22 protein-coding genes and 1 riboswitch are annotated in these 23,799 nt (G+C 63.9%); of the genes, 5 read left to right on the top strand and 17 right to left on the bottom strand.

Annotation, left to right across the window (positions count from 1 at the left end; all coding sequences use genetic code 11):
- Positions 1 to 138 precede the first annotated feature (138 nt).
- Positions 139 to 226: riboswitch (glycine riboswitch) on the top strand.
- Positions 227 to 383: 157 nt separating this feature from the next.
- Positions 384 to 1,643, top strand: coding sequence for a D-amino acid dehydrogenase (locus OUY36_RS21360; RefSeq protein WP_267935972.1), 1,260 nt, complete (start codon positions 384 to 386; stop codon positions 1,641 to 1,643).
- Between the two features lie 114 nt (positions 1,644 to 1,757).
- On the opposite strand, the gene OUY36_RS21355 is transcribed toward OUY36_RS21360, so the two are convergent.
- Genes OUY36_RS21355 through OUY36_RS21345 form a run of 3 tightly spaced genes read right to left on the bottom strand, consistent with a single transcriptional unit; the run spans position 1,758 to position 3,971 of the window.
- Positions 1,758 to 2,705, bottom strand: coding sequence for a LysR family transcriptional regulator (locus OUY36_RS21355; RefSeq protein ID WP_063540160.1), 948 nt, complete (start codon positions 2,703 to 2,705; stop codon positions 1,758 to 1,760).
- A 58-nt stretch (positions 2,706 to 2,763) separates the two neighbouring features.
- Complete coding sequence (locus tag OUY36_RS21350; protein WP_267935970.1) at positions 2,764 to 3,405, bottom strand: DUF1109 domain-containing protein; 642 nt, start codon at positions 3,403 to 3,405, stop codon at positions 2,764 to 2,766.
- Positions 3,402 to 3,971: a sigma-70 family RNA polymerase sigma factor gene (locus OUY36_RS21345; RefSeq protein ID WP_200630249.1), complete on the bottom strand. Its 570-nt coding sequence runs from the start codon at positions 3,969 to 3,971 to the stop codon at positions 3,402 to 3,404. The genes OUY36_RS21350 and OUY36_RS21345 overlap by 4 nt, the downstream gene beginning before the upstream one ends.
- Before the next feature lie 191 nt (positions 3,972 to 4,162).
- Here OUY36_RS21345 and OUY36_RS21340 point away from each other — a divergent pair, with 191 nt between their 5' ends.
- The 4 genes from OUY36_RS21340 to OUY36_RS21325 are packed head-to-tail and all read left to right on the top strand — an operon-like array spanning position 4,163 to position 6,524.
- Positions 4,163 to 4,435, top strand: a complete 273-nt coding sequence (locus tag OUY36_RS21340; protein ID WP_003281904.1) for a BufA1 family periplasmic bufferin-type metallophore — start codon at positions 4,163 to 4,165, stop codon at positions 4,433 to 4,435.
- 16 nt (positions 4,436 to 4,451) lie between these two features.
- The gene (bufB, locus tag OUY36_RS21335; protein ID WP_436785591.1) at positions 4,452 to 5,279 is read left to right on the top strand and encodes an MNIO family bufferin maturase; all 828 of its coding nucleotides are present in this window, start codon (positions 4,452 to 4,454) and stop codon (positions 5,277 to 5,279) included.
- A complete protein-coding gene (locus tag OUY36_RS21330) occupies positions 5,276 to 6,052 on the top strand; it encodes an HvfC/BufC N-terminal domain-containing protein (RefSeq protein WP_267935967.1) in 777 nt (258 codons plus the stop codon). The genes bufB and OUY36_RS21330 overlap by 4 nt, the downstream gene beginning before the upstream one ends.
- A gap of 10 nt (positions 6,053 to 6,062) precedes the next feature.
- Positions 6,063 to 6,524, top strand: coding sequence for a DoxX family membrane protein (locus OUY36_RS21325; protein WP_125867399.1), 462 nt, complete (start codon positions 6,063 to 6,065; stop codon positions 6,522 to 6,524).
- Positions 6,525 to 6,544: 20 nt separating this feature from the next.
- On the opposite strand, the gene OUY36_RS21320 is transcribed toward OUY36_RS21325, so the two are convergent.
- The 14 genes from OUY36_RS21320 to tssB form a co-directional block, all read right to left on the bottom strand.
- Entirely contained in the window at positions 6,545 to 6,751 is a 207-nt protein-coding gene (locus tag OUY36_RS21320; RefSeq protein ID WP_125867397.1) for a hypothetical protein, read from the bottom strand.
- Positions 6,752 to 7,314: 563 nt separating this feature from the next.
- Complete coding sequence (locus tag OUY36_RS21315) at positions 7,315 to 8,562, bottom strand: LysM peptidoglycan-binding domain-containing protein (protein ID WP_267935964.1); 1,248 nt, start codon at positions 8,560 to 8,562, stop codon at positions 7,315 to 7,317.
- A gap of 5 nt (positions 8,563 to 8,567) precedes the next feature.
- Positions 8,568 to 9,467: a DUF4123 domain-containing protein gene (locus OUY36_RS21310; protein ID WP_267935962.1), complete on the bottom strand. Its 900-nt coding sequence runs from the start codon at positions 9,465 to 9,467 to the stop codon at positions 8,568 to 8,570.
- Positions 9,395 to 11,494 carry a type VI secretion system Vgr family protein gene (locus tag OUY36_RS21305; protein ID WP_267935960.1) on the bottom strand — a complete coding sequence of 700 codons (2,100 nt, stop codon included), beginning with the start codon at positions 11,492 to 11,494 and terminating at the stop codon, positions 9,395 to 9,397. Before OUY36_RS21305 ends, OUY36_RS21310 begins: the two co-directional genes overlap by 73 nt.
- Positions 11,495 to 11,509: 15 nt before the next feature.
- Positions 11,510 to 13,018, bottom strand: coding sequence for a sigma-54 interaction domain-containing protein (locus OUY36_RS21300; RefSeq protein ID WP_230724137.1), 1,509 nt, complete (start codon positions 13,016 to 13,018; stop codon positions 11,510 to 11,512).
- 10 nt (positions 13,019 to 13,028) lie between these two features.
- Complete coding sequence (gene tssH, locus OUY36_RS21295) at positions 13,029 to 15,620, bottom strand: type VI secretion system ATPase TssH (protein ID WP_267935957.1); 2,592 nt, start codon at positions 15,618 to 15,620, stop codon at positions 13,029 to 13,031.
- Between the two features lie 11 nt (positions 15,621 to 15,631).
- Entirely contained in the window at positions 15,632 to 16,639 is a 1,008-nt protein-coding gene (gene tssG, locus OUY36_RS21290; RefSeq protein WP_267935954.1) for a type VI secretion system baseplate subunit TssG, read from the bottom strand.
- Complete coding sequence (tssF, locus tag OUY36_RS21285; RefSeq protein WP_267935951.1) at positions 16,603 to 18,393, bottom strand: type VI secretion system baseplate subunit TssF; 1,791 nt, start codon at positions 18,391 to 18,393, stop codon at positions 16,603 to 16,605. Before tssF ends, tssG begins: the two co-directional genes overlap by 37 nt.
- Before the next feature lie 55 nt (positions 18,394 to 18,448).
- Positions 18,449 to 18,811, bottom strand: coding sequence for a hypothetical protein (locus OUY36_RS21280; protein WP_156244898.1), 363 nt, complete (start codon positions 18,809 to 18,811; stop codon positions 18,449 to 18,451).
- On the bottom strand, positions 18,798 to 19,433 hold the full coding sequence (locus OUY36_RS21275; protein ID WP_156244899.1) for a DUF2931 family protein: 636 nt from the start codon (positions 19,431 to 19,433) through the stop codon (positions 18,798 to 18,800). Before OUY36_RS21275 ends, OUY36_RS21280 begins: the two co-directional genes overlap by 14 nt.
- Positions 19,430 to 21,349 carry a PAAR domain-containing protein gene (locus OUY36_RS21270; RefSeq protein WP_267935948.1) on the bottom strand — a complete coding sequence of 640 codons (1,920 nt, stop codon included), beginning with the start codon at positions 21,347 to 21,349 and terminating at the stop codon, positions 19,430 to 19,432. The genes OUY36_RS21275 and OUY36_RS21270 overlap by 4 nt, the downstream gene beginning before the upstream one ends.
- A gap of 11 nt (positions 21,350 to 21,360) precedes the next feature.
- Positions 21,361 to 21,768, bottom strand: coding sequence for a type VI secretion system baseplate subunit TssE (gene tssE, locus OUY36_RS21265; protein ID WP_003303358.1), 408 nt, complete (start codon positions 21,766 to 21,768; stop codon positions 21,361 to 21,363).
- Between the two features lie 4 nt (positions 21,769 to 21,772).
- The gene (gene tssC, locus OUY36_RS21260; protein WP_003303357.1) at positions 21,773 to 23,251 is read right to left on the bottom strand and encodes a type VI secretion system contractile sheath large subunit; all 1,479 of its coding nucleotides are present in this window, start codon (positions 23,249 to 23,251) and stop codon (positions 21,773 to 21,775) included.
- Positions 23,252 to 23,277: 26 nt separating this feature from the next.
- Complete coding sequence (tssB, locus tag OUY36_RS21255) at positions 23,278 to 23,784, bottom strand: type VI secretion system contractile sheath small subunit (protein ID WP_008567243.1); 507 nt, start codon at positions 23,782 to 23,784, stop codon at positions 23,278 to 23,280.
- Positions 23,785 to 23,799 lie beyond the last annotated feature (15 nt).

The following is a 23,799-nucleotide window of genomic DNA, read 5'->3' as shown; positions in this document are numbered from 1 at the left end:
GAAAACTCGCAAAGCGATTTTCCACCTGCCAGACCGTCGGCTGGCTTCTGACCAAAACCGGGGGGTTACAGCAACGGTTTTTTCTGGCAGGGTAACCCTTGATTCGCGACCGATTGCCGCAGGCAGCGGGCGCGGGTCGATGTGCTAGCGGGAGAGACTGCCGCATGGCAGCGCCGAAGGAGCAACCGCCCCGGAAACTCTCAGGCAAAAGGACCGCTACCACCGCAGACACTCTGAAGAGCCGCCCGGTTTTCGTCGCCGGGCGCACCGAAGGAGCAAGCGGGCCGCCCTGGCTCGTGAATCTCTCAGGTCCAGAACAGAGGGGGCGCCCGCCGCGCGTTGGGCGCACGGGCTATGACCCCCTGACGTCCTGGAGCGCAACAATGAAAACAATCGCAGTCATCGGTGGCGGCATCACCGGCGTCACCACCGCCTATGCCCTGGCCAAGCGCGGCTTCGCCGTCACCCTGCTGGAAAAGCACCGCTACGCGGCGATGGAAACCTCGTTCGCCAACGGCGGCCAGCTGTCGGCCTCCAATGCCGAGGTCTGGAACCACTGGTCGACCATCGTCAAGGGCCTCAAGTGGATGCTCAAGAGCGACGCGCCGCTGCTGGTCAATCCCAAGCCCAGCTGGCACAAGCTCTCCTGGTTCGCCGAGTTCATCGGCTCGATCCCCAACTACCGCAAGAACACCATCGAGACCGCACGCCTGGCGATCGCCGCGCGTGAACATTTGTTCGCCTGGGCCGAGGCCGAGGGCGTCGATTTCGACCTGAAGAAGAAGGGCATCCTGCACATCTACCGCGACAAGGCCGGCTTCGAGCATGCCGGCGAAGTCTCGCGGCTGCTCGCTGCCGGCGGCCTGCCGCGGCGCAGCGTGACGCCCGAGGAGATGCGCGCCATCGAATCGACCCTGGCCGGCACCTATTACGGCGGCTACTACACCGAATGCGATTCCACCGGCGACATCCACAAGTTCACCCATGGTCTGGCCACGGCGATCGAGCGTCTCGGCGTGCGTTGCCGCTACGGTGCCGACGTGAAGTCGGTGACCAGCGACGGCAAGCGTGCCAGCGTGATCCTCGCTGGCGTTGGCGGTGACGAGCGGCTGGAGTTCGACGGCCTGGTGGTCTGTGCCGGCACCGCCAGCCGTGCACTGGCAGCCCAGCTCGGCGACCGGGTCAACATCTACCCGGTCAAGGGCTACTCGATTACCGTCAACCTGAACGACGAAACCAGCCGTGCCTCGGCGCCGACCGTCAGCCTGCTCGACGACGAGACCAAGCTGGTCACCAGCCGCCTCGGCGACGACCGCTTCCGCGTCGCCGGCACCGCCGAGTTCAATGGCTACAACCGCGACATCCGCGCCGATCGCATCCGCCCGCTGGTGGAGTGGGTCAACCAGTGCTTCCCCGGCGTCAACACCCGCAGCGTGGTGCCGTGGGCCGGCCTGCGCCCGATGATGCCGAACATGATGCCCAAGGTCGGCCGCGGCAGCTCGCCGTGCGTGTTCTACAACACCGGCCATGGGCACCTGGGCTGGACGCTGAGCGCGATCACCGCCGACATGATCGGCGACGTGGTGGCGCAAAGCCTGGGCCGGCCCGCTCCGGTGGCATCCGGGCAGACAGCCGTCGCCTAGCCATGCAGTCGTAGGGTGGAAGACGGCGAAGCCTCTTCCACCTTGCGGCGCCGATCATCCCGATCGGCTGGCCATATGCCGACGCGTGGAAAACCGCTGCGCGGGTTTTCCACCCTACGTCCTTCCAGACTTGGCATCCTCGCTCTGCTCCAGCGCGCGCCGGGCATACATCCGGCATTCGGCGAGCAGCGCCAGCAGGTTGGGGTCGCGCTCCTTGGCCTTGAGGAACACCACGCCGATGTGCTGTTGCAGGTGATAACGCGCCTGCAGCGGGATCAGTCGTACCCGCGATTCGTAGACCATGCCCACGCGCCCCGGCAGCAGCGCATAGCCGACCCCGGAATTGACCATGCTCAGCAGGGTGAAGATGTCGTTCACCTGCATCGCCACCTTCGGCTCGAAACCCGCCAGCTGGAACACCCGGTTGCCGTCCTGATGGGTGGCGAAACCCTGGGACAGGGTGATGAAGGTGGCGTCGCGCAGGTCGCTGAGATCCACCTCGCTCTGGTTGGCGAAGGGCGAGTCGGCCGGCGCGGCGAGGAAGATATCGTCGGAAAACAGCTGCACCTGCGCGCAGTCCGGATCGGCCACGCTCTCGTTGAGCGACACCAGAATGGCGTCGAGCTCCATGTTCTTCAGCTTGTAGAGCAGGTCGACGTTGGAGCCGAGGATCAGGTCGATGTTGAGTTCGCTGCGGCGCAGTTTCAGACCCATGATCAGCTGCGGCACGGTCTTCACCGTCAGCGAATACAGCGCGCCGAGCTTGAAACGCTCGGCCGAGAAGCCGGCGGCTTCGCGGGTCTGGCGCACCGTCTCGAGCACGTCCTTGACCAGCTGCTGGGCGCGCTCTTCCAGCACGTAGGCGCTTTCCAGCGGGATCAGGTTGCGTCCCTCGTGCTTGAACAGCGGGCAGCGTAGCGCGCTTTCCAGGGAGTGGATGGCGCGGTGCACGCTGACGTTGCTGGTGTTCAGCTCCACCGCGGCCTTGCCCAGATTGCCGCTGCGCATGAAGGCCAGAAACACTTCCAGCTTCTTCAGGGTCAGTTCTTCGTCGATCTGCATGGCTTCGGCTCCGCGGGCGGGTCGACGATTATGCCGGACCAGGGCGCGCTGCGGCGCCTCACCAGCGCAGCAGGCGCGGCCCAAGCAGTGCACCGAGCACGCCGGGCAGCAACATGCCGAGCAGGTACCAGAGCGCCCAGAACGGCACCGCCATCTCCGGGCAATGCAGGCTGTAGGCGAGCGCCGCGATGCTGCCGGCGAGCAGGCCGGCAGCGGCGCCGGCCAGGCGCGGGCGCGTCGGCGCCAGCCCGCGCAATGCCCAGAGCGCGGCGATGAAGGCGGGGATCGACAACAGCGCGATGTTCGCCAGGCACTCGCGCCAGGTGCTGCCCAGCAGCAGCGGCATGCGCGCGTCGGCCGGTGCGGTGATCAGGATCGCCAGAGCGGCAATCCAGACGATCACCGCCGGTGCGGCCAGCAGTACCCAGCTGCGACCCACCTGCGTGCCGGGGCGGGCCATGCGCGTGGTCAGCAACAGCGCGCCGGCGAGCAGGGTCGCCGGCAGTGCCAGCTTGGCCCAGAACAGCGGCGTGGTGGCGATCACCGCCAGGTCGGCGCGAATGCCGTACGCGGTCACGATCAGCAACAGCGCGCCGGCCAGCCCGCACAGCAGCGCGATAGCAAAGCGCTTGGCAACGACGTGCCGGTCCACCGGCGCAACCTCGTTGGCGAGCAGAGCAATCAGGTCATCGGTTTTCATGCGCCACCTCGAATCTTCGCCGCCAGGGCCTTGAGCCCGCGATGGATGCCGACCTTGATCGCCGAGCTGGAAAGCCCGGTCAGACGCGCAGTTTCTTCCACCGAGCGGCCCTCCAGTTTGACGTGAACGATAGGTAGCCGCTGGCGTGGCGGCAGCTGCTGGAGCAGCTTGCCCAGATCACGGCGGGCCTCGGCCTGCTCATTGTCCTTTACGGCGAGCAGCTCGTCGGCCTCGTCCAGCCAGTCGGTCTGCGCGGCCTGACGGCCACGGGCGCGGTAGTGGTCGGCCAGCTTGTAGCGACAGATCGCCTGCACCCAGACCGTCAGCGGCTGCTCGGCGCGATAGGTCTGCCGCGCATTGTGCACCGCCAGCAGTACTTCTTGCAGAACGTCCTCCAGCTCGCTCGACTGCGCCAGACGGCGTCGCAGAAAACCGCGCAGATGGCCGCCGAGCTGATCGAGAAATGCCCGGTAGGCCCTCGCATCGCCATCGAGCCCGCGCAGCAGCAGCGCGCGCAGCTCGTTCTCGCGGGCCTGGAGTGTCTCCTGAGAGGTAGTTCGTTCCATCGGCTGCTCTGGTTACAGGTGGAACCGCGAAATGTCCGCCGCCCGTCGGCCAGGGTCACGGTAGGGACGTCGCGAGGAAATCTCAAAATAATTTTTCGCTGGCTGTAACCACCACGACCGACGCAGCGAATTACCTCAGGAGCCATCTGCAGATCCGTCGATGGCCACTCAACGATTGCGGAGAATCCAATATGAAGACTCTCAACCTTGCGGCTGCCGCCATTGCCCTGGCTTCGATCGCCGCGGGCGCTCAGGCAGGCGAGAACGACAAAGGCGACATGGAAAAATGCTACGGCGTCGCGCTGGCCGGACAGAACGACTGCAAGGCCGGTGCCGGCACCAGCTGCGCCGGCAGTTCCAAGCGCGATTACCAGGGCAACGCCTGGAAACTGGTGCCCGCCGGTACCTGCACCTCGATCGAGACGCCCAAGGGAATGGGCTCGCTGACGCCGGTCGAACGCTGAGCGTAGCGTGCCGGCCGTGCAGATTCTCGGAGCAGGACTAGGGCTCAAACCCGAGCATTACTCGGACGCCTGCGCCTGCGTGGCGGATGGGTTGTGGTTCGAGGTTCATCCGGAAAACTACATGGTCGGCGGTGGACCGCGGCTTGACTGGCTGGAGGCAGTGGGCGCGCGGCACCCGCTGTCGCTGCACGGTGTGTCGCTCTCGCTGGCCGCCGACTGTGCGCCGGACGAGACGCACCTGCAGCGACTCAAGGCGTTGGCCGAGCGTGTGCGGCCGGCGCTGATCTCCGAACACCTGGCCTGGTCGAGCTGGCGCGGCGACTACCATCCCGACCTGTTGCCATTTCCGCGGACAACGGCGGCTTTGAGGCGGGTCGCGGCGAACATCGAGCGCACCCAGGAGGTACTTGGGCAGCGCATTGCCATCGAGAATCCCAGCCACTACCTGCGCTTCGAGCAGCATGAGTGGGATGAGATCGACTTTCTCGCCGAGCTCAGCCAGCGCACCGGCTGCGGCCTGCTGCTGGACGTCAACAACGTGCAGGTCAGCGCACATAACCTGGGTTTCGATGCCGACGCCTACCTGCGGCGCTTTCCCGCCGCGCCAATCATGGAGGTCCACCTGGCCGGGCACAGCCAGGATGACGCATCCTCGCTGCTGATCGACTCTCACGATGCACCGGTGGACGCGGCGGTCTGGGCGCTCTATCGGCACCTGATCGAGCGTATCGGCCCGCGCCCGACGCTGATCGAGCGCGACGACAAGCTGCCCCCCTTCGAGACGCTGCTGGCCGAGCGCACTCGCGCCCAGCAGGTGCTCGATGAAGTGAGAGCATGGCAATGAGCGGCTCGCTGGCGGCATTTCAGGATGCCTTCGTCGCGGCGCTGACCGGCGCGCCCGATAGTGCGGCGGGCGAGGTCGCTGCGCTGGTCGGGCAGCCGGGTTTCGCCGTGTACCGCAACACTCTGGCCAAAGGCTGTGTCGATGCGCTGCGCGCCAATTTTCCTACCGTCGAACGACTAGTGGGGGAGGAGTGGTTTGCCGCCGCCGCGACGCTGTACGCGCGCCAGATGCCGCCGCGCAGTGGCCCGTTGCTTGAGTACGGTGATGATTTTCCGGCGTTCCTGCAGGGCTTCGAACCGGCGCGGGAGCTGCCCTATCTGTCTGGTGTCGCGCAGTTGGATCGGCTCTGGCTCGAGGTATTCAGCGCCATGGAGCAGCCCGTTCTCGCCCTTGCTGGCTTGACGACACAAACCCCGGAGCAACTGGCCCGGCAGACGCTCGTTCCACGCGATGCGCTGCGTTGGCGGTGGTTCGCCGAACTACCGGTTTTCAGTATCTGGAGTTGCACCCGCGACGGGCGCGTGGTGTCGGCAGAACTGGTCTGGCAAGGCGAGGGGGTACTGCTGAGCCGAAGCGCCGGGCGTATCGGCTGGCAGCCACTCGAACACGCCGGCTGTGCATTTCTCGATGCCTGTGCCGCTGGCCGGTCGCTGGAGCAGGCATCGGAACTGGCGCTGGCGGTCCAGCCGCAACTCGACTTCAACGACCTGCTCGGCCGGCTGCTGGCGGCGGGTGCGTTCGCTGCGCTGGTGCCGCCGACGCCATCCACATGAGGAAACCGTCATGAACGCCATGCACAACCTGCCGCTGCGTTTGCGTCAACAATGGAACGCGGTCGCCCAGGGATTACAGCAGCTGCTCGGTGATTCGCTGCTGAACCTGGCGGCACGGTTGGCCATCGCGGCGATCTTCCTGCTCTCCGGGCGCACCAAGGTGAGCGGCGTGCTGGACATCACTCCCGGCACGTTCGAGCTTTTTCGCAGCGAATACGCGTTGCCTTTGCTGCCGCCGGCCATCGCGGCGCACCTGGCGACCTATGCCGAGCATCTGTTCCCGCTGCTGCTGGTGCTCGGCCTGCTCACGCGGCTGTCGGCGCTGGCGCTGCTGCTGATGACGCTGGTTATCCAGCTGTTCGTCTACCCGGACGCCTGGTCGACTCACCTGAGCTGGGCGGCGCTGCTGCTATTGCTGATAGGTCGAGGCGCCGGCCGGCTCTCGCTCGATCACCTGTGGGGAATTCGCTAGCACTGACCTTGATCGCCACCTCAGGCAGGCACGATGTCTTCATCCTCGGGAATCTCATCGGTGACGAACACGCGAGCGTGATCGCTCTGCGCGTCTTCGATGCGCAGGCCGAAGTAAAGGGCATCATTGGCGTCCCAGAATGCCTCGACCTGCTCAAGTGAGGCCTGCTCGAGCAGGACTTGGCCGGTGTGGTCGAGGATGATGGAGTAGCGGCGATTGGCGGACATGAAAGTGACTCTGATCATCGGATCGGAAGGGCTGCACCCGTAGCTGTGATGTCATTTTGTCACTTCGCGCGGCTTAATCCCTGCCCGTTCATCGCTTGTGCGCTTTTGTCTGCCGAACGGTTAGTGAGCGGTGGAGCTCGAACGCCACTACACCCCGCTCATTGCCAGTTGGCTTATTTATAGGCCCGAAAAGGATTGCAGTCGATGCAGTTTGCAATCAGGAGATAATATTTATATCGAATTTATGGCGAAGGAAGCCGATAAACATGCTGATCCAGTACACGGTAAGTGTTATGCAGGTGAAGTAAAGCCAAGCAGTTATAGGGCGGCTTACCTTTGGTCGAGTCACACCGAATGCGTAAAGAAAACTATATCGGTGCATTCGGCAGAACGTATCAAATGGGCTATAGGATTCCCACTTGACATTGGGCAGGCGAGAGAAGTACGGGTCGAGCCGACGAATTCCGTGGAAGCAGATATAAATGCCATTAATGCCTCCGGCTACGAATAGTAGCAGCCACCCGAGATAGAAGATTCGCCCAAGCACCGAGGCTTCGTTCATATCAGTAAATTCCCCGATAAATAATAGTGCCCACCTCTTCGCCAAAACTGCCGCCTTCAGACCCTCCGTAATAAGCGCCGGCAGCGGCGCCAGCGATTGCGATCACTGCGAGGACAGGAGCTCCAATCGTGACACCGAACGCAAGTGCAATTCCTCCCACCACGGCAGTCGCTACTTTGGCACCTGCGAAACCTCCTACGGCACCCCCGCCCGCACTGCCAAAGAATCCGGTTACCTGCTTGAAGCTAGTTTGGGTACAGGCTTGGTCATTGCCCACCGTGCAGGCTTCTTGAATCGCATTCAATCGAACGCCTCCGTCGATGGCGATGCCCAAATAGCCTAAGCGGCTAGCGCCCTTCGCCCAATTCGAAACCGTATTGATGCGTTGCCCAAGCTGCGGAACTTCGCCTCTTTCAGTAATCGCAGAAGCATTATGCAGGATTGATTTTGTAGATAGGCCGAGCGTGGTCTTGATGCTGTCGTAATTACGGATATTGACAGTTGAAAGGGTCAGGCGGCCAAGGGAATGATTCAGCTGGCCGAATAGCTGCTGACGCTTCGCATAGAACTCCGGCGAGAATCGGTTGGGGTTTCCGGTGCGGCTGAGCTCGTCGACATACGCGACGTTGATCTTTTCCAGCGTGCTCCTGACGTCCCCTAGCTGGCGTCCGGCTGCGGCACTCAGTACACCCAGCGCGGTGCTCTGGTGGGATGCGACGGTTTCCAACGAGACGTAGTCCAGAACTTCCAAATGCCGCTTGACCGTCATGGCTTCGGCGGGTGACAGCTGTTGAATGCCTTCACTTGCGAGCCGGGCCTGTTCCCTGAGGTCTTCCAGGCGTTGTCGGTCGGCGTCGGTGCGCGGCATGTTGGAGATGATGACGATCTCGCCAGGCAGGACCGTTTCGTTGAGATGCTCGTTGTTACGCTGGAACAACGAGCGGTGGAGGAAGTGCATTTCACGTCCGTAGATCGCCTCATAGATCGCCTGGCGGCTCTGCACCTCTTCGTTCCAGTAGAAGGCGACGTCGAATGCAGCCCTGCTGCACTGGCTGTCCTGCATGATCTGTCCCGCGGTGCAGCCGGCGCGCGCCGGGCTGCTCGACGCGGGCATGCGCAAGACCTGGCCAGCCTGGATCTGGTTGGGGTTTTCAATCTGCGGGTTCAGGCGTAACAGGCTGCTGACGGTGGTGCCGTGATCGCTGGCGATCCGAGTCAGGGTGTCGCCCCTCTGTATCGTGTATTCCATTCGCTTTATCCGTGCAGTCCAAGCAGGCTGGCTTCGATTCGAGCCAGCCGGTGCTCGGCAGGTTCTTCCTTGTCGGTCAGCCCCGTTCGAACCTCGGGGCTGTCGATGGCATCGGGAAACTGCAGCGCTAATTCAACGTAAGCGAACAGGTGCCGTTCGGCCTCGATACCGAATGCCTCGGCTTCGTGCACGCGCTGCTTGACGACCGCTTCCAGCTCCGGGATGGACTTTTCATGAAAGTTGTCTGCAGAAAAATGGCTGATCAGGCGCTGGATGAATCGCTGTCGCTCCTGTTGTTGCCAATGAGCGAGGTGCTCGGGACGGAGCGCAAACCAGCCCTCGTCGTCAGCCGTTCTGCCGAGAGAAATCTGGTTTGTGGTGAAACCTCGCCATTCGCTCTGCTCGGTGGTCAGTCCGATGCCGCTGATCGGGCCGAGCCAAGCGCCCAGCTCTTCCTGCGTGAGGCTGTCGAAGAAGCGCTCGCTCAAGGCCGGGTCGTAGAACCTGCAGAATGCCAGTTCACCGGAGGGCAATCTGACGCTGAGAAGGCTGCGCAAATGGTTCGCCAGATCATCGATGCTCGCCGCGCTTTCCAACAGCAGCCCTGCTGATTGCCAGCGCTCCCGGTTCTGCCACATCAGATGCTGCCCCGCGAGGCTGTACAGCACGGGGCTGCATTCCAGCATGGATTCATGGCGCGTACCTCGGTACAGCGGCTCCAGGCGGGGTTCGTCGTCGTGCTGGTAGATGATCTGCAGAGCCGGTAATGCAGCACTATCGAGCAGCAGATAGAGGTCGTCTCGCTCGATGTCCGGTTCTTCTACAGCCTGCATCAGGCCGTGCTCGCATTCTTGCCGCATGGGCAAACCTCCAAGTGGCATGAGCCATCGGCTTGCATTCCGCACTGCTTGACCAACAGCAGCTTGGCGGCCGCGGCCTGTTTGAGTTGCCGCGACATGTTGATCAAGGCAGGCAAGGTGAGGTTGCCGGCAACGGCGCTGGTCGCCAACCATGGCATCACCGGCGCCAGAATCTTCAGCCCCGAGCCCTTTCCGGCTGCGCCACCCGAATTCATCCGGATCGTCGCACCGCTCAGCGTCACCCCGCTGGGGTCGAGCTTGAGGAAACTGCCACCCCCTGAGGCGGTGAGTTCCATGCCGGCGTCGATGACGACCTTGCTGCCGGCGTAGTAGTGGATCTCGTTGCCCGCTTCGACGAACTGACCGTTGCCCAGCTTGATGTGCTGGCTGTTGCCGACGGTGAGGTGGTCGTTGGTGCAGATTTCGGTCTTGCGGTCGGCGTTGGTGGTGCGGTGTTCTTCGGCGCGGAACTCGCTGTAGCTGTTGGCTTCAACGGTGTCGTGGCGCTCGTGGCCGACGCGGATCTTCTGGTCGTGCTCGATGTTTTCGTCCCAGTCGCGCTGGGCGTGGAGGTAGATCTGCTCGGCGCCCTTACGGTCTTCGATACGCAGTTCGTTGTAGCCACCACCACCGGGTGAGCTCAGCGTTTTGAACAGCGTGCGGGTCTTGTTGGCCGGCAGGTCGTAGGGGACCTGATGCTCCTTGTGGTACAGGCAGCCGGTCACCAGCGGCTGGTCGGGATCGCCTTCGAGGAACGTCACCAGTACTTCCATGCCGACCCGCGGGATGGCGATGCCGCCGTAGCGGTCGCCAGCCCAGCTGGAGGAGACGCGCAGCCAGCAGCTGGTCTTGTCGTCGGCCTGGCCTTCGCGATCCCAGTGGAACTGGACTTTCACCCGTCCGTACTCGTCGCAGTGGATCTCTTCGCCGGCAGGGCCGGTGACCACGGCGGTCTGGCTGCCGAGCACCTTTGGCTTCGGATGGAGAAGGGCCGGACGGAAAGGGATGTCCCAGGGCGTGGCGCTGAAGTGGTTGCGGTAGCCCTGGACGAAGCCGTCGCCGCTATCGACATGGCTGGTGACCGACTCCTCCAGCACCTGTGGCTGCTTGCCTTCGTGCAGCACTTCGGTAAGTAGCCAGAGCTGGTTCCAGTCGCTGCGCGGGTGTTCGCCGAGCGGGAGGAAATGCCCACTCGCCAGCTGCGGCTGGTTGCTCTCGCCTTCGGCCAGTTCGTAATCGTGGCGGTGGCGCTCCAGGGCGCGTTGCGACAGGTGCTTGCCGCGGGCGCGCTCGGTGAAGCGACCGGGGTAGTCGTAGTCCTCGAGATCCGGCTGGAAATCGCTGTGGAACGCGGCCTCCATGGTCAGGCGCGGCTTTTCAAAGTCGTAGTCGCGGCGCGTGACCCGGCTAGTACGGGTTTCCAGGCGCAGGCCGAAGCGCTTGATCACTGGCTGGTCGGCGACCAGACCGCTGTCCTGCTGATAGGCGGTGGCAGCGAGCTTCGGGAAGACCGTCTGGTCATCGCCGAAGACCAGCACATGACCGGCTGCGCTGTGCTGGAAGTGATAGTGGATGCCCTCTTCCTCGCACAGGCGCTGGATGAAGTGCAGGTCGGTCTCGTCGTACTGCACGCAATATTCGCGCGGTGGGTAAATAACCGGGCCGAGTTGGAAGCTGTAGGCATCGGCCTGGATACCATGCTCCTCAAGTACCTGGGCGACGATCTGCGGCACGCTCAAGTGCTGGAAGATGCGCTGGTTGGTGCGATGGGCGAGGTAGGCCAGCTGCGGCACGAGCGTGAGGCGGTAGCGGGTCAGGCGCTTGCCGGATTCACCTTGGGCGGCCTGATGTACCAGCCCATGGATGCCGCTGCCATCCGGCGCGAAGGCGAGGAAGGCCGGGCGATGCAGCAGGCTTTCCAGGTCCAGATCAGGGCGCTCGCTGACCAGTTCCAGGTCGAAGTGATAGGGCTGGCTGATGGCCTCGCGGCCTTGGAATTCGAGCACCTTGAAGTCGTGCTCGATGCCTTCAAGGGAAAGCGTGAAGTGGGCCTGGTTGGCTGGGTTGAACATGGCGTCTTTCCTTCCTTAAAGATCGGCCGGGCTGATATTCAGCCGTTCCATGCGATACAGCAGCGTGCGCCGTGGCAGGCCGAGTTCGCGGGCGGCCTGGCTCTGGTTGCCGCCGTTCTTGCGCAGGCAATCCATGAGCAGGCTGCGTTCGACCCGCTCCATGCGTTCGCGCAGGTTCAGGCTGCTGTCCAGGCTCGCCTCCACATGCAGATTGAAGTGTTCCGGCAGCAGCTCACCGCCCTCGCAGAGCAGCACGGCGCGCTCCACCAGCCCTTTCAATTCCCGCACGTTGCCGGGGAAGGCATAGCCTGCCAGACGTTCGAGCGCGGCGTCGGACCAGCGACACAGATCGCGCTGGAGGAAGGCGCAGGCCTTATCGGCGAAATGCCGGGCCAGGCGCAGGATGTCCTCGTCACGCTCGCGCAGCGGCGGCAGTTCGATGGGGAAGTGCGAGAGACGGTAGAACAGATCCTCACGAAACAGGCCGTTTTCCACCTGGCTGCGCAGGTCACGGTGGGTGGCGGCAACGATGCGCACGTCGACCTTGTGGGTTTCGGTGGAACCCAGCGGGCGCACTTCGCCTTCCTGCAGCACGCGCAACAGCTTGGCCTGCAGCAGCAGCGGCATGTCACCGATCTCGTCGAGAAACAGCGTGCCGCCGTCCGCCGCATCGAGCAGGCCGCTGCGGTCGCGGTCGGCGCCGGTGAAGGCGCCCTTGCGGTAGCCGAACAGCTCACTTTCCAAGAGCTGCTCAGGCAGCGAGGCGCAGTTCTGCACGATGAAGGGCTTGCTGCGGCGAAACCCGCAATCGTGAATGGCGCGCGCTACCAGTTCCTTGCCGGTGCCGGTTTCTCCCGTGAGCAGCACGTTGACCGGGCTGTGCAGAACCTTGCCGATCAGCTGGTAGACCGCACGCATGCGCGAGCTGTCGCCGATGAGGCCGTAACCGCTGGCGCAGGGGCTGACCGGTGCGGCGGGCTGCGCGGTGCTCCCGGGTGCACGCAGGCGCTGGAGCAGATGCAGCTGGGCGAGGCCGAAGGCGCCGAGCTGGGCCAGCGAACCGCTGAAGCCGTGCAGCTCGCGCGACTCGGTACTGGCCGTCAGCAGCAGGCCGGCGACGCGCTGTTGCTCGTCCTGCAGCGGCAGGCAGAGCAGGCTACGCCACGGTTTCGGGCTATCCGGCAGGAAACCCGAAGCATGCAAGCTGCTATCCAGTTCGCTGAGACAGAGGGTCTGGTTCTGGCACAGGCAGTATTGCAGCAGCTGCTCACCGTCATAATCGCTCGGCAGACTGGTGGCTTCGCGTGGCTGCAGCAGGCCGTTGTGCCACTCGGCCGAGAGCGTCAGGCGGGTATGGGTGGCGTCCAGCAGATAGAGCTGGCTGAGCTGGCAGTCACTCAGCTGCGCCGCGGTTTCCACCAGCCCACCGAGCAGACTGTCGGCATTCGCCGCGCGCGCCAGCCCGGCGAAGCGACCCAGCAGGGCCTCGGCATAGCGCAGCGGCTGTGGCACCTGATTGAACATCGCGGACATCTCAGGCGAACTCACAGACCAGCGCGCCGTTGCCATCCAGCGTGGCATGTACCCGCTGCAGCGGCTCGCCACTGGCCATGGCATCGAGCAGCCGGTCCACCACCAGCGGTTGCAGGTGCTGCTCGATCAGATGGTCGATCAGGCGCGCACCGCTGTCGCTGTCGCCGCAGCGCTCGGAGAGGTGCGTGACCAATGCCGGGCAATGGCTGAACTGCAGCTGGCGACGCTGCAGGCGCTCACCGAAGCGTGCCAGCTTGAGCGCGACCAGCTCGTCGAGCACCTCGCCGGCGATCGGGTAGTAGGGCACCACGCGCATGCGCCCGAGCAGGGCCGGCTTGAAGTGCTGCGACAGCTGCGGACGGATCGCCAGTTCCAGATCCTCGGCCGCCGGCCGCTGCCCGGCGCTGCAGAAACTGGCGATGCGCTCGCTGGCAAGGTTGCTGGTCATCAGGATCAGGGTGTTGCGGAAGTTGATCTCGCGGCCCTCGCCGTCATTCGCCACGCCCTTGTCGAAGATCTGATAGAAGACGTTCATCACATCCGGATCGGCCTTCTCCACCTCATCGAGCAGGATCACCGAGTAGGGTTTCTGCCGTACCGCTTCGGTGAGCATGCCGCCTTCGCCGTAGCCGACATAACCCGGAGGCGCGCCGATCAGGCGGGAAACGCTGTGCTTCTCCTGGAACTCGGACATGTTTATCACAGTGAGGAAGCGCTCGCCGCCATACAGCAGGTCGGCCAGGGCGAGGGCGGTCTCGGTCTTGCCGACCCCGCTGGGGCCGACCAGCAGGAACACGCCCACCGGAGCGTCGGGTTTGTTCAGCCCGGCCGCTGCCGCGCGCATGGCACGATCCAGCGCTTCCACGGCCTGTTCCTGACCGCGCACGCGGGCGCGCAGATCGGCGGAGAAGTTGGCGACTTGGGCGTTGTGCTCCCGGGCCAGCTGCGCCAGCGGCACGCCGGTCCAGTGGCTGATCACCTCTGCCACCAGGCGCGGGCAGACCTCATGGCTGACCAGTCGCTGCTCGGCCTGGGCTGCGGCGAGTTCGGCCTGCACGGTGCGCAGCTCGGCCTCCAGCTCATCGAGCGATGGGGCCTCGCCGTCCTCGTTTGCATCGCTGCGGGCTTCGGCGGTGCGTTTGCGCAGCTCGAGCAGGCGCTCGGCGAGCTGGCGCTGCCTGGTCCAGCGGGATTCGAGCTGCTCGATTTCATCCCCTGCAGTGATCAGACGTTGCTCCAGCCGCTCGAGGACAGCCGCGTCGACCGGCAGGCCAGCGGCCAGATCGCGGCGCATGGCTTCACGCTGGCGCTCGCCTTCGGCGACTTCGCCACTCAGGCGTTCCAGCGCCTCGGGTGCAGCGGCGAGGCTGATGCGCACCCGCGCGCAGGCGGTATCCAGCACGTCGACGGCCTTGTCCGGCAGCTGCCGGCCCGCCAGGTAGCGCGCCGACAGCTCGGCGGCGGCGGTGACCGCATCGTCGCGAAGGTAGATGCCGTGACTCTTTTCGTAGACCGGCGCCAGCCCGCGCAGGATGGTGACGGCTTCCGGAACGCTCGGCTCGTGCAGTTGCACCGGCTGGAAACGGCGGGCCAGGGCCGGGTCCTTCTCGAAGTACTTCTTGTACTCGCTCCAGGTCGTTGCCGCGATGGTGCGCAGCTCGCCGCGCGCCAATGCGGGCTTGAGCAGGTTGGCTGCATCGCCGCTGCCGGCCTGGCCGCCGGCGCCGATCAGGGTGTGCGCCTCGTCGATGAACAGGATGATCGGCTTCGGCGAGCCCTTCACTTCGTCGATCACACCCTGCAGCCGGCGTTCGAATTCGCCCTTCACGCTGGCGCCGGCCTGCAGCAGACCCAGGTCCAGGCAGAGCAGCTCGACGCCCTTGAGTGCCGCAGGCACTTCGCCGCTGGCGATGCGCAGCGCCAGGCCTTCGACGATGGCGGTCTTGCCGACCCCGGCCTCGCCGACCACGATCGGATTGTTCTTCCGCCGCCGGGCAAGGATGTCGATCATCTGGCGGATCGCCGAGTCGCGGCAGAGCACCGGATCGAGCTTGCCGTCGCGGGCCTGCTGGGTGAAGTTGTGGGTAAAGCGCGCCAGGTTGGATTCGCCACTGGCTGGCTGCTTGCCGTTCGCGGCCTGCGGCTGCTGACTGAGGGCGAAGTCGCGCAGGCGCTCGGCGTCCAGCCGGGCCAGCAATGGCTGGTAATGACCGCCGGCATAGCGCAGCGGATTGCGCAGCAGCGCGAGAATCAGTGCGGCCTGGTCAATCTGGCTCCGGCCGAGTTCCAGGCTGGCCACCAGCAAGGCGTCCTGCAGCCATTGCACCAGTTCGGTGGAAAACACCGGGTTACGCGACTCGCTGTGCTCGCCTCGCGGTTGCAGCGCCTGCGCCAGTGCGCCTGCATCGACTTCGGCATCCAGCAAGGCTCGCTTGAGCAGTCCATCGGGACGCTCGAGCAGGCCAAGCAGCAGGTCCTCGACGAGAATCTTGCTGCCGCCACGGATCACGCAGCGTTCGGCGGCGCCTTCCAGATCGCGCTTGGTCTCGGCGTCCAGCGCCTGTACCAGTTGTTGCAGATCGACATTGATCATTTTCATCTTCCTTAATGGGTCTTGCTGCCGAGAGTGACCAAGCCGTCGGCGCGGTCGCGTCCGAGCCAGCTGGTCCAGCCGAGGCGGCAGTTGTTGTCGGCGCCGATGCGCAGTTCACGGATCTCGTCCGGGCGAAGCTCCAGGCGCAGGTCGTAATCCAGCGGATCGCGCAGGGTGAAGCGCACCAGCGCACAGAGCGGCTGGTAGCCGCTGCCGATGGGCAGGAATTCGTGAAAACGATTCCAGTCCAGCTGGCGGATATGGATGCGGAACTTGCCGCCGCGGTCGCGGACCCGCTCGCCGAGCACCAGGCTTTCGCCCAGCTGGCTGTTGGCCAGACCGAGGCGGTTGCGTTGCTCGTCGAGGATTGCCACCTGGCGCTCCAGGCATTGCTCGATGTTCAACTCGGCGTGCTTGAAGTAGTAGCGCAGCACCGACTCGATCAATGCGGCCGAGTGCGCGCGCAGGCTGAGCAGGCCGAGATAGGGCAGCAGGCGCTTCCAGTTCAGTTCCGGCGCACTGCGGATAGCCTCGCCGCTGAGCCCGACCAGGGCGAACAGCTGCTCCGAGAAGGGGTCATGGGCACCGCTGGTGAAGCGGGCGCGGTAGCGATACTTCTGCCAGACCGGCAGCAGCAGGCGCTGCAGGCGGTTGTTGAAGAGGTCGAGGAAGTCGCGGGTCGGGTTGCCGTCCTCGCTGTCGCCAAGCGCCTGTTCGCCGTAGAAGGCCGGCAGTGGCGAGCCAGCGCCGAAAAGACTGACCAGGTTGATGCGCAGGCGCGCGCGCCACTCGTCGTGCTCCTGGAAGAACTGCACCTGCTCGATATCGCTGCCGGGAAAGCCCAGGCTCGGGTTGGCCTGAAATTCCAGCCGTTCATAGAGCGCCTCGTCATCCAGACCGGGATTGAGCTGGCGCAGGCGATCGAGCACCAGCAGCACACCCTGGAACAGGCTGTACTCGCGGATGCCGCGATTGAGCGGTTTCAGAGCAGCGGTTGCTGACCCATGCGCGGCGTCCATTGGTACACCTCTCCCTGTGTGCTCTGCACGCGCAGCTCGTGATACGAGTTGAGGCTGGCGTAGAGGGCGAAGAATTCGTTGAGCACCGAGGCGAAGAGGAACAGATCGCCCTCACCAATGAAGCCGTCCTGGTTCATGGTCAGTTCGGTACGTACGCCGCGCACCGGCAGCCCGCGATGCAGGCGATCGACGTGCTGGTGGGCGATGTGAGTCAGGCCGCCGAGGCGCCGCCGGCTGACGTTCTCGGCGTGCTTGTCGTAATAGCGAGGCAGGTCGTAGGTCTCGAGGATCACCTTGAGCGCCTCGACGTTGGCCAATGACAAGTAGTTCAGCGACATGTTGCTGATCAGCTTCCACAAATAGTCACGCTGCAGCGGCGGGGCGTAGCTCGGGGTGACCGCCGAGATATTGCGGAAGCTGAGAAATTCCGGGGTGTCTTCGCAGGGCTTGCAGATGTCGCCGAGCTTAAGCTGGCGCGGCAGGTTCTGGTTGGTGCAGGTCAGCTCGATGGACAGCGTCTCGTGCTGATCGAGGTTGCGCAGGCCGAAGCTGAGCCAGGTTTCCTGCCCTTCGCCCAGCAGCGAAGGTTGCTGGCGCACGCTGTAGTGCGGGCGCGCCACCGGCACATCGAAGCTGGGATCATGCTCGAAGGATTCGAACGGCACGTATTCTTCGTAGCCCATGCCGCCGGGTTTCCAGCCGGTGACCCGATCCACCGAAAACACGCCGCATTGCTGCTCATCGTACTCCGCCGGCAGCAGCAGGTACTGGTCCTGCTTGCCGTCCAGGCGGATCGGGATGGCATCGTGCGGGAACAGGTTGACCACCGGCGTACAGTACAGGCGCACGTTGTCCAGCGTCGGGCGGATGCGTTGCACGCCGGTCTTGTGAATGTCGAAGCGCAGCTCCAGACCGCGGGCCTGCTTGAGTATGTCGTCCGGAATGCGCTGAATGATCTCCAGGCCCTTGAGGTCGACGAAGAGGAACTTGTCGGGGAAGGCGAAATATTCCTGCAGGTAGCGATAACCGCGGAAGGTATTGAGCGGGTAGGGTATCAGCGCCTCATCCTCGGCGAATCCCACCGGTTCGAGCTGCTTGGCGGTGAGCTGCAAGGGCGTCAGCGGGCGACCATCGGGACCGGTCAGCGGGTGGCCCTGTTCGTTCAGCAGCACCAGCTCGACGCCGCCCAGATGGCGCAACAGGCTGAGGTAGAGCAGCTGGCTGATATAGGGCTCGCCCGCCAGGTGCAGGCGCAGATGGCTGAGGCCGATCTCGCCAAGATTGCCATCGGCGCTCATCTGCAGGCGCAGGCTGAGCAGCGCACCGGTGCCCTTGACCGAATACTCCAACGCCTGCAACGCCAGAGGCAGCACCTCGGTGGCGTAGGCGGTACGAAAGCAGCAGCTCACGCCCTGCACAGGATTGGATTCCACCGGCGTATTGCGCGGCACCGTCAGCGCCGGGCCGGGGCGCTTCAGCGGATCGAACTGCAGCATGCTAAAGGCTGGCAGCGGACGCATGTAGTTCGGCCACAGCAGATGCATCAGCGAGTGGGTCAGCTCCGGCAGCTCGTCGTCGAGCTTCTGCCGCAGCCGCCCGGTGAGAAAGGCGAAGCCTTCGAGCAGCCGCTCGACATCCGGGTCGCGCCCGGCCTGCCCGAGGAACGGCGCGAGCGCCGGGCTGCGCTCGGCGAAGCGCTTGCCGAGCTGGCGCAGGGCGGTGAGCTCGCTCTGGTAGTAATGGTTGAAAGACATGTCTAACGATTCATCCTTGTCGTTTCGTGTCCGGCGCGCTTGCGCGGCGGGGCTCCTAGCGTCGGCGGTAGCATCCCGTGGAGGTGTCCATGTTCACGAGCAGGCAGTTGCCGCTTGGCACAAGTTTCATCCCGTCGAAAAAGGCCCTCGGCCCGCGTTCGCGCAACTCGATCTGCCCGTCCACCATTGCCCAGTGCCCTCGACCCTGGATGTCGAGGCTGCCGTAGTAGAGCACCGCCTCGAACGTGCCCTGTTCCTGGAGCAGCAGCTGTGAGCCCATTTCCATCACGCCGACCAGTTCGTAGCGCCCGGCCAGTTCGCGCGGCGGTGGGGAAGTGTTGGTGCAGGCGGCCAATGTCAGCGCGAGGGCGGCGAGCGCCAGGCGGGCGCAACGGGAGGAAGGTTTACCACGAGCCATAGGGCACCCCGTGTTGCTCGATGTAGGCCTTGGCTTTTTCCGAGAGGAAGTAGTAGTGCCCATCGGATTTCCCGCCATATGGTCCGACTTTGCTAACCGCGGCGTGGAACCGACCGATTTCGATGGACTGCAGGCAGGGACCGCCGACCCAGGCCTTGGCGATACCGCCGGGGGCCAGTCCGATGGTGATGTCTTTTCGAAATTGTCCATCCAACCACTTGCCCTGAAAGTGGCAATAGCCGCGTTGAGGCTTAAGCATCTCCTCGCGCACCCACTCGGGAATATTGATGCGTACGTTGTAGGTCTGTGGTTCGACCAGCGATTGCCAACGCACGAAAATGATCTCCGGCAGATCAATGCCTGGCAGGTCCTTGCCTGCGCCCCCCGCTGGATGCTTGGGCCAGCCGTCGACCTTGCCTGTATAGGACGGGACCCCGCCACTGACGCGCTCGTAGGCCAGCCCCCGGCGGTCGATCACATCCACGCTTTCCACCCAGACTTCCATGTGTTCAGGTGCGAATACACCGACATACCAGGCGTTATAGGGGAGTTTCGGTTGGGCCTGGCTGCTGGTGCAGCCGCTGAGCAAAAGGATTGCGCAAGCGAGAACAAGAGTTTTCATTCGGGATAGCCCTGCTGTGGCTTGTTGTTGTAGACCAAGCGCACATTGGGCGCAGGCTTGCTGATAAGCAGTCCGCTGGTGGGCTTCCAGTGAGCGGATAAGTGAATATATCGCGATCGAAGTAGATGCTCTTCATGTACATCAAGCTCGTACCGGCCGCCCTCGGCATAAGCCATCAACTTGAAGTAGATATGTTGGAGTTCGGATGGGAGCGCCAATGCGGGATCCCTGTCCTGTATAGGCCGTAAGGGCACTCCGTGTTGCGAAGCGAGGTTTCGCATCACACGTAAATACACCAGTGAAAGCTCGCCGCGTATCTGACGGTCAATAGTTACCAGCCCTAACACCCAATCCTCCGGCGGATGGTTGACACCGCGGGGGTGGAGTTTGCGGATGCGGCGAACCTCTTTTTTAAGCTGATCCTCCGGCAGTCCGAGAGCCTTCCATTTTTCATACTGGCGCTCGGTTTCGCGCCACGCGTGAGTACGCTCAGTGGGTATACCCGCGGGTACCGTGGAACTGACCGGACGACTGAGGATCAGCTTTTCCTGAACGAGCGGAAGATAGCCCCCACCGATATCCGAGTGCGCGCCGGGGAGGGTTATCTCTTGATGATGTGGGGTCACGCTATTGAGCGCGAAGTTCCAGCGCATCTCATCACGGGCCTTCAGCTGAAGCACTTTGCGCGCGCAATCTGGCGGGAGGTACAGGTTGACACCTGGATTGTGGTGGTCCGCAGGGCTGAAGTCCCAACTCAACGGGTCGGCCACGGCCGCCACCGTATCGAACAGACCGATGAAGTTAATCTGAACGTTGGTGGCCCAGTCGAATTCCGCGCTAAACCCAGGTGCCTGCGCATTGAATAAACTCGCCAGCATGCCGCTTTCCGATTTGAGTATTTCGTTGGCGAAGTGACGAGCCGCAGCAGCCCCGCGACTGAATCCAAGGATGTCGAATTCCAACCCTTTGATCTCCAGGTTGGGGTGATTACCCAGCAGGCGGTCCAGCGACTCTTGGATCTTCTGCGGGCTTTGCATCACCCGGGCCACGACACCGGTGTCACCCATGCCCGTCGCTTGCCCGTATACCGAATCTTCCTCGCCGCTGCTGGTGCCGATGCCTTCGAGATACGCCTTGATGCTGGCGCTACGCTCGTCCTTAGCCAGGCTCCGGGTCGCATCGTCTTGGTACAAGTCGAATAGCCGCGCCACGTTGCTCGGCGCGTTGCCGTAGCTGTTGTCCGGCGTCTGGGTGAAGAAGCCGTTGCCTTCGCTACCGCCGAAGCCATGCGCCCGGCAGTAGTCAACGACTTCGCCAAGGGTGCGCTCGTCCAGCAGGGTCAGATCGTCCTGGCGACACTTTTCGGTGACGGCGGCGTTGGCCAGGTTATTGCCGGTGCCGTCGAAGAACACGCCGATTCGCAGGGTGATGCCCTGACGCGCCTGTTGCTGCGGCTGCTCGACCAGCTCCTCTTCTTCGTCTTCCTCTTCCAGGGCGAACGGCGCGAGGTCACCCGGCTCTTCCTGCCAGGCGCGGGCTATCGGTTCAGATGAGCGAAAGGCCTCGGCAGCAGCGGCCGCCGCAGTAACTGCCTTGGCAATTCCAAGGGCGGCAGGCGCGAGGAAGGGCGCCGCGCTGTGGCTGCTGCCGATGACCACCGTACCCGAGCCCGCGGTGACGACATTGCCGTGATTACCCACACTGCCCACCACCGCCGCCGGCTTGCCATCGATCAGCACGTTGGGGATCACGGCGCTGGCCATCGCACCGCCGCAGGCGGAAGCGTCGCCCATGCGCGCGGCCGGCAGACCGTCGAACAGCACGTCGGGTGAGCCGGCGGCGATGGGGTTGGTGCCGTGGCCGGTCTTCGGGCAGGCGGTGGGGTCGCCGAGGCGGGCTGCGGGTTTGCCGGACATCCGTTGTCTCCTTACTGGACCTTGACCTGTCCGCTGCCATCCAGGCTGGCGGAAAAGCTGACCTGGCGCTTGAGGCCATCCACTTCCAGCAGGCCTTCGATAGTGAAGGCGAGCGTCAGTGGATCGTGGGTTCGCGGCAGCGACAGCACGCGCACCTGGGTCAACCTGGGTTCGTACGCTTCGATGAAGCGCTCGATGGCGATACGCGCCTGCTGCAGCGAGTCGTGCAGCGACAGGCGCATATCGTTGAGATCGGGCAACCCGTAGTCGGGCAGCGTCTGGACGCTGCCCGCTCGGGTGCTGAGCATCTTGGCCAGATGGGCAGCCACCGAGGCCATCGCCGCGACTTCGCGGCTCCAGCCGGAACGTCGCGCGGCGTCACCACCGAGGCGTTCGAAGAGGCTGCCGTATCCGTTCAAGTGCTTATTCCTTGTCCAGCTTGCCGACCAGCGACAGGGTGAAATCCGCGCCCATGTACTTGAAGTGCGGACGCACGCTGAGGCTGACGCGGTACCAGCCCGGTTCGCCCTCGACATCGCTGACGTTGACCTGGGCGGCACGCAGCGGGCGACGGCTGCGGACTTCGGCGCTGGGGTTCTCCTGGTCGGCGACGAACTGGCGGATCCACTTGTTCAGTTCCAGCTCGAGGTCGGTGCGCTCCTTCCATGCACCGATCTGCTCGCGCTGCAGCACCTTCAGGTAGTGCGCCAGGCGGTTGACGATGAACAGGTAGGGCAGCTGGGTACCGAGCTTGTAGTTCAGCTCGGCGGTCTTGCCTTCCTCGCTGTTGCCGAAGAACTTCGGCTTCTGCGCCGAGTTGGCAGAGAAGAACGCGGCGTTGTCGCTGCCCTTGCGCATGGTCAGGGCGATAAAGCCTTCTTCGGCCAGCTCGTACTCGCGCCGGTCGGAAACCAGCACCTCGGTCGGGATCTTGGTCTCGATCTCGCCCATGCTCTCGAAGTGGTGCAGCGGCAGATCCTCGACCGCGCCACCGCTCTGCGGGCCGATGATGTTCGGACACCAGCGGAACTTGGCGAAGCTGTCGGTCAGGCGGCTGGCGAAGGCGTAGGCGGTGTTGCCCCACAGGTAGTGCTCGTGGCTGCCGGCTACGTTTTCCTTGTAGACGAAGCTCTTCACCGGGTTGTCTTCCGGGTCGTAGGGGTTGCGCAGCAGGAAGCGCGGAACGGTCAGGCCGACGTAGCGGGCATCTTCCTGCTCGCGGAAGCTTTGCCACTTGGTGAACTGCGGGCCCTCGAAGTGATCCTTGAGATCCTTCAGGTCCGGCAGGCCGGTGAAGCTTTCCAGGCCGAAGAATTTCGGGCCGGCAGCGGCAATGAAGGGCGCATGAGACATGCTCGCGACGCTGGCGACGTACTGCATGGTCTTCACGTCGGGTGCGCTGGGGTCGAAGAAGTAGTTGGCGATCAGCGCACCGACCGGCTGGCCGCCGAACTGGCCGTACTCGGCGGTGTAGATGTGCTTGTACAGGCCGGACTGAACGATCTCCGGGCTGTCCTCGAAGTCATCGAGCAGGTCCTGCTTGGAGGCGTTGAGCAGCTCGAGCTTGATGTTCTCGCGGAAGTTGGTGCGATCCACCAGCAGCTTCAGGCCGCGCCAGGACGACTCCAGGGCCTGGAACTGCGGGTGGTGAAGGATTTCGTCCATCTGCTGGCTGAGCTTGGCGTCGATCTCCGCGATCATGCGGTCGACCATGGCCTTCTTCACCGGCTCGTTTTCGTTCTGCGGCTTGAGTAGTTCTTCGATGAAGGCCGAGACGCCGCGCTTGGCGATGTCGTAGGCCTCGTCGTCCGGGGTCAGGCGGGTTTCGGCGATGATGCGGTCGAGGATGCCGCCTTCGGCGAGGTGGTTGCCGTGCTCGACGGCGGCTGCGCTAGTGGTCATGTAGATGTGCTTCCTTGTCGGTGATATCAGGCGTCCAGCTTCTCTTTGGCCGCCAGGCCCAGTTCGCCGAGTACGCGGTCACGCGAATCGTCGTCGGCGAGTACGCTTTCGATGGCTTTACGGAAGGCAGGGGCGTTGCCCAGCGGGCCTTTCAGGGCGACCAGGGCGTCGCGCAGTTCCATCAGTTTCTTCAGCTCCGGAACCTGCTCGACCAGATTGGCCGGGTTGAAGTCCTTCATCGAATTGATGCGCAGCTGCACGGCCAGTTCGTCGTCGGTCTGCTCGTCCTGCAGACGGTTCGGCACGCCGAAGGTCAGGTTCAGCTCCTGCTTGGCCAGGACCTCGTCGAAGCTGTTCTTGTCGATGGCGATGGGCTTGCGGTCCTCGATCTTGCGGTCGTCGGCGCGCTGGGTGAAGTCGCCCAGCACCATCAGCTTGAGGGGCAGCTCGACCTCTTCCTGAGCATTGCCGGTGGCCGGCTTGAACGTGACGTTGATGCGTTCCTTGGGTGCAACCGAGCCTTCTTTGGCCATGGTGTTCTCCTTTGC

Source organism: Stutzerimonas sp. R40042, assembly GCF_026642215.1.
Taxonomy (GTDB): Bacteria; Pseudomonadota; Gammaproteobacteria; order Pseudomonadales; family Pseudomonadaceae; genus Stutzerimonas; species Stutzerimonas frequens.
Note: the sequence above shows the minus strand (reverse complement) of the source record. Positions and strands in the feature narration are given on the sequence as shown.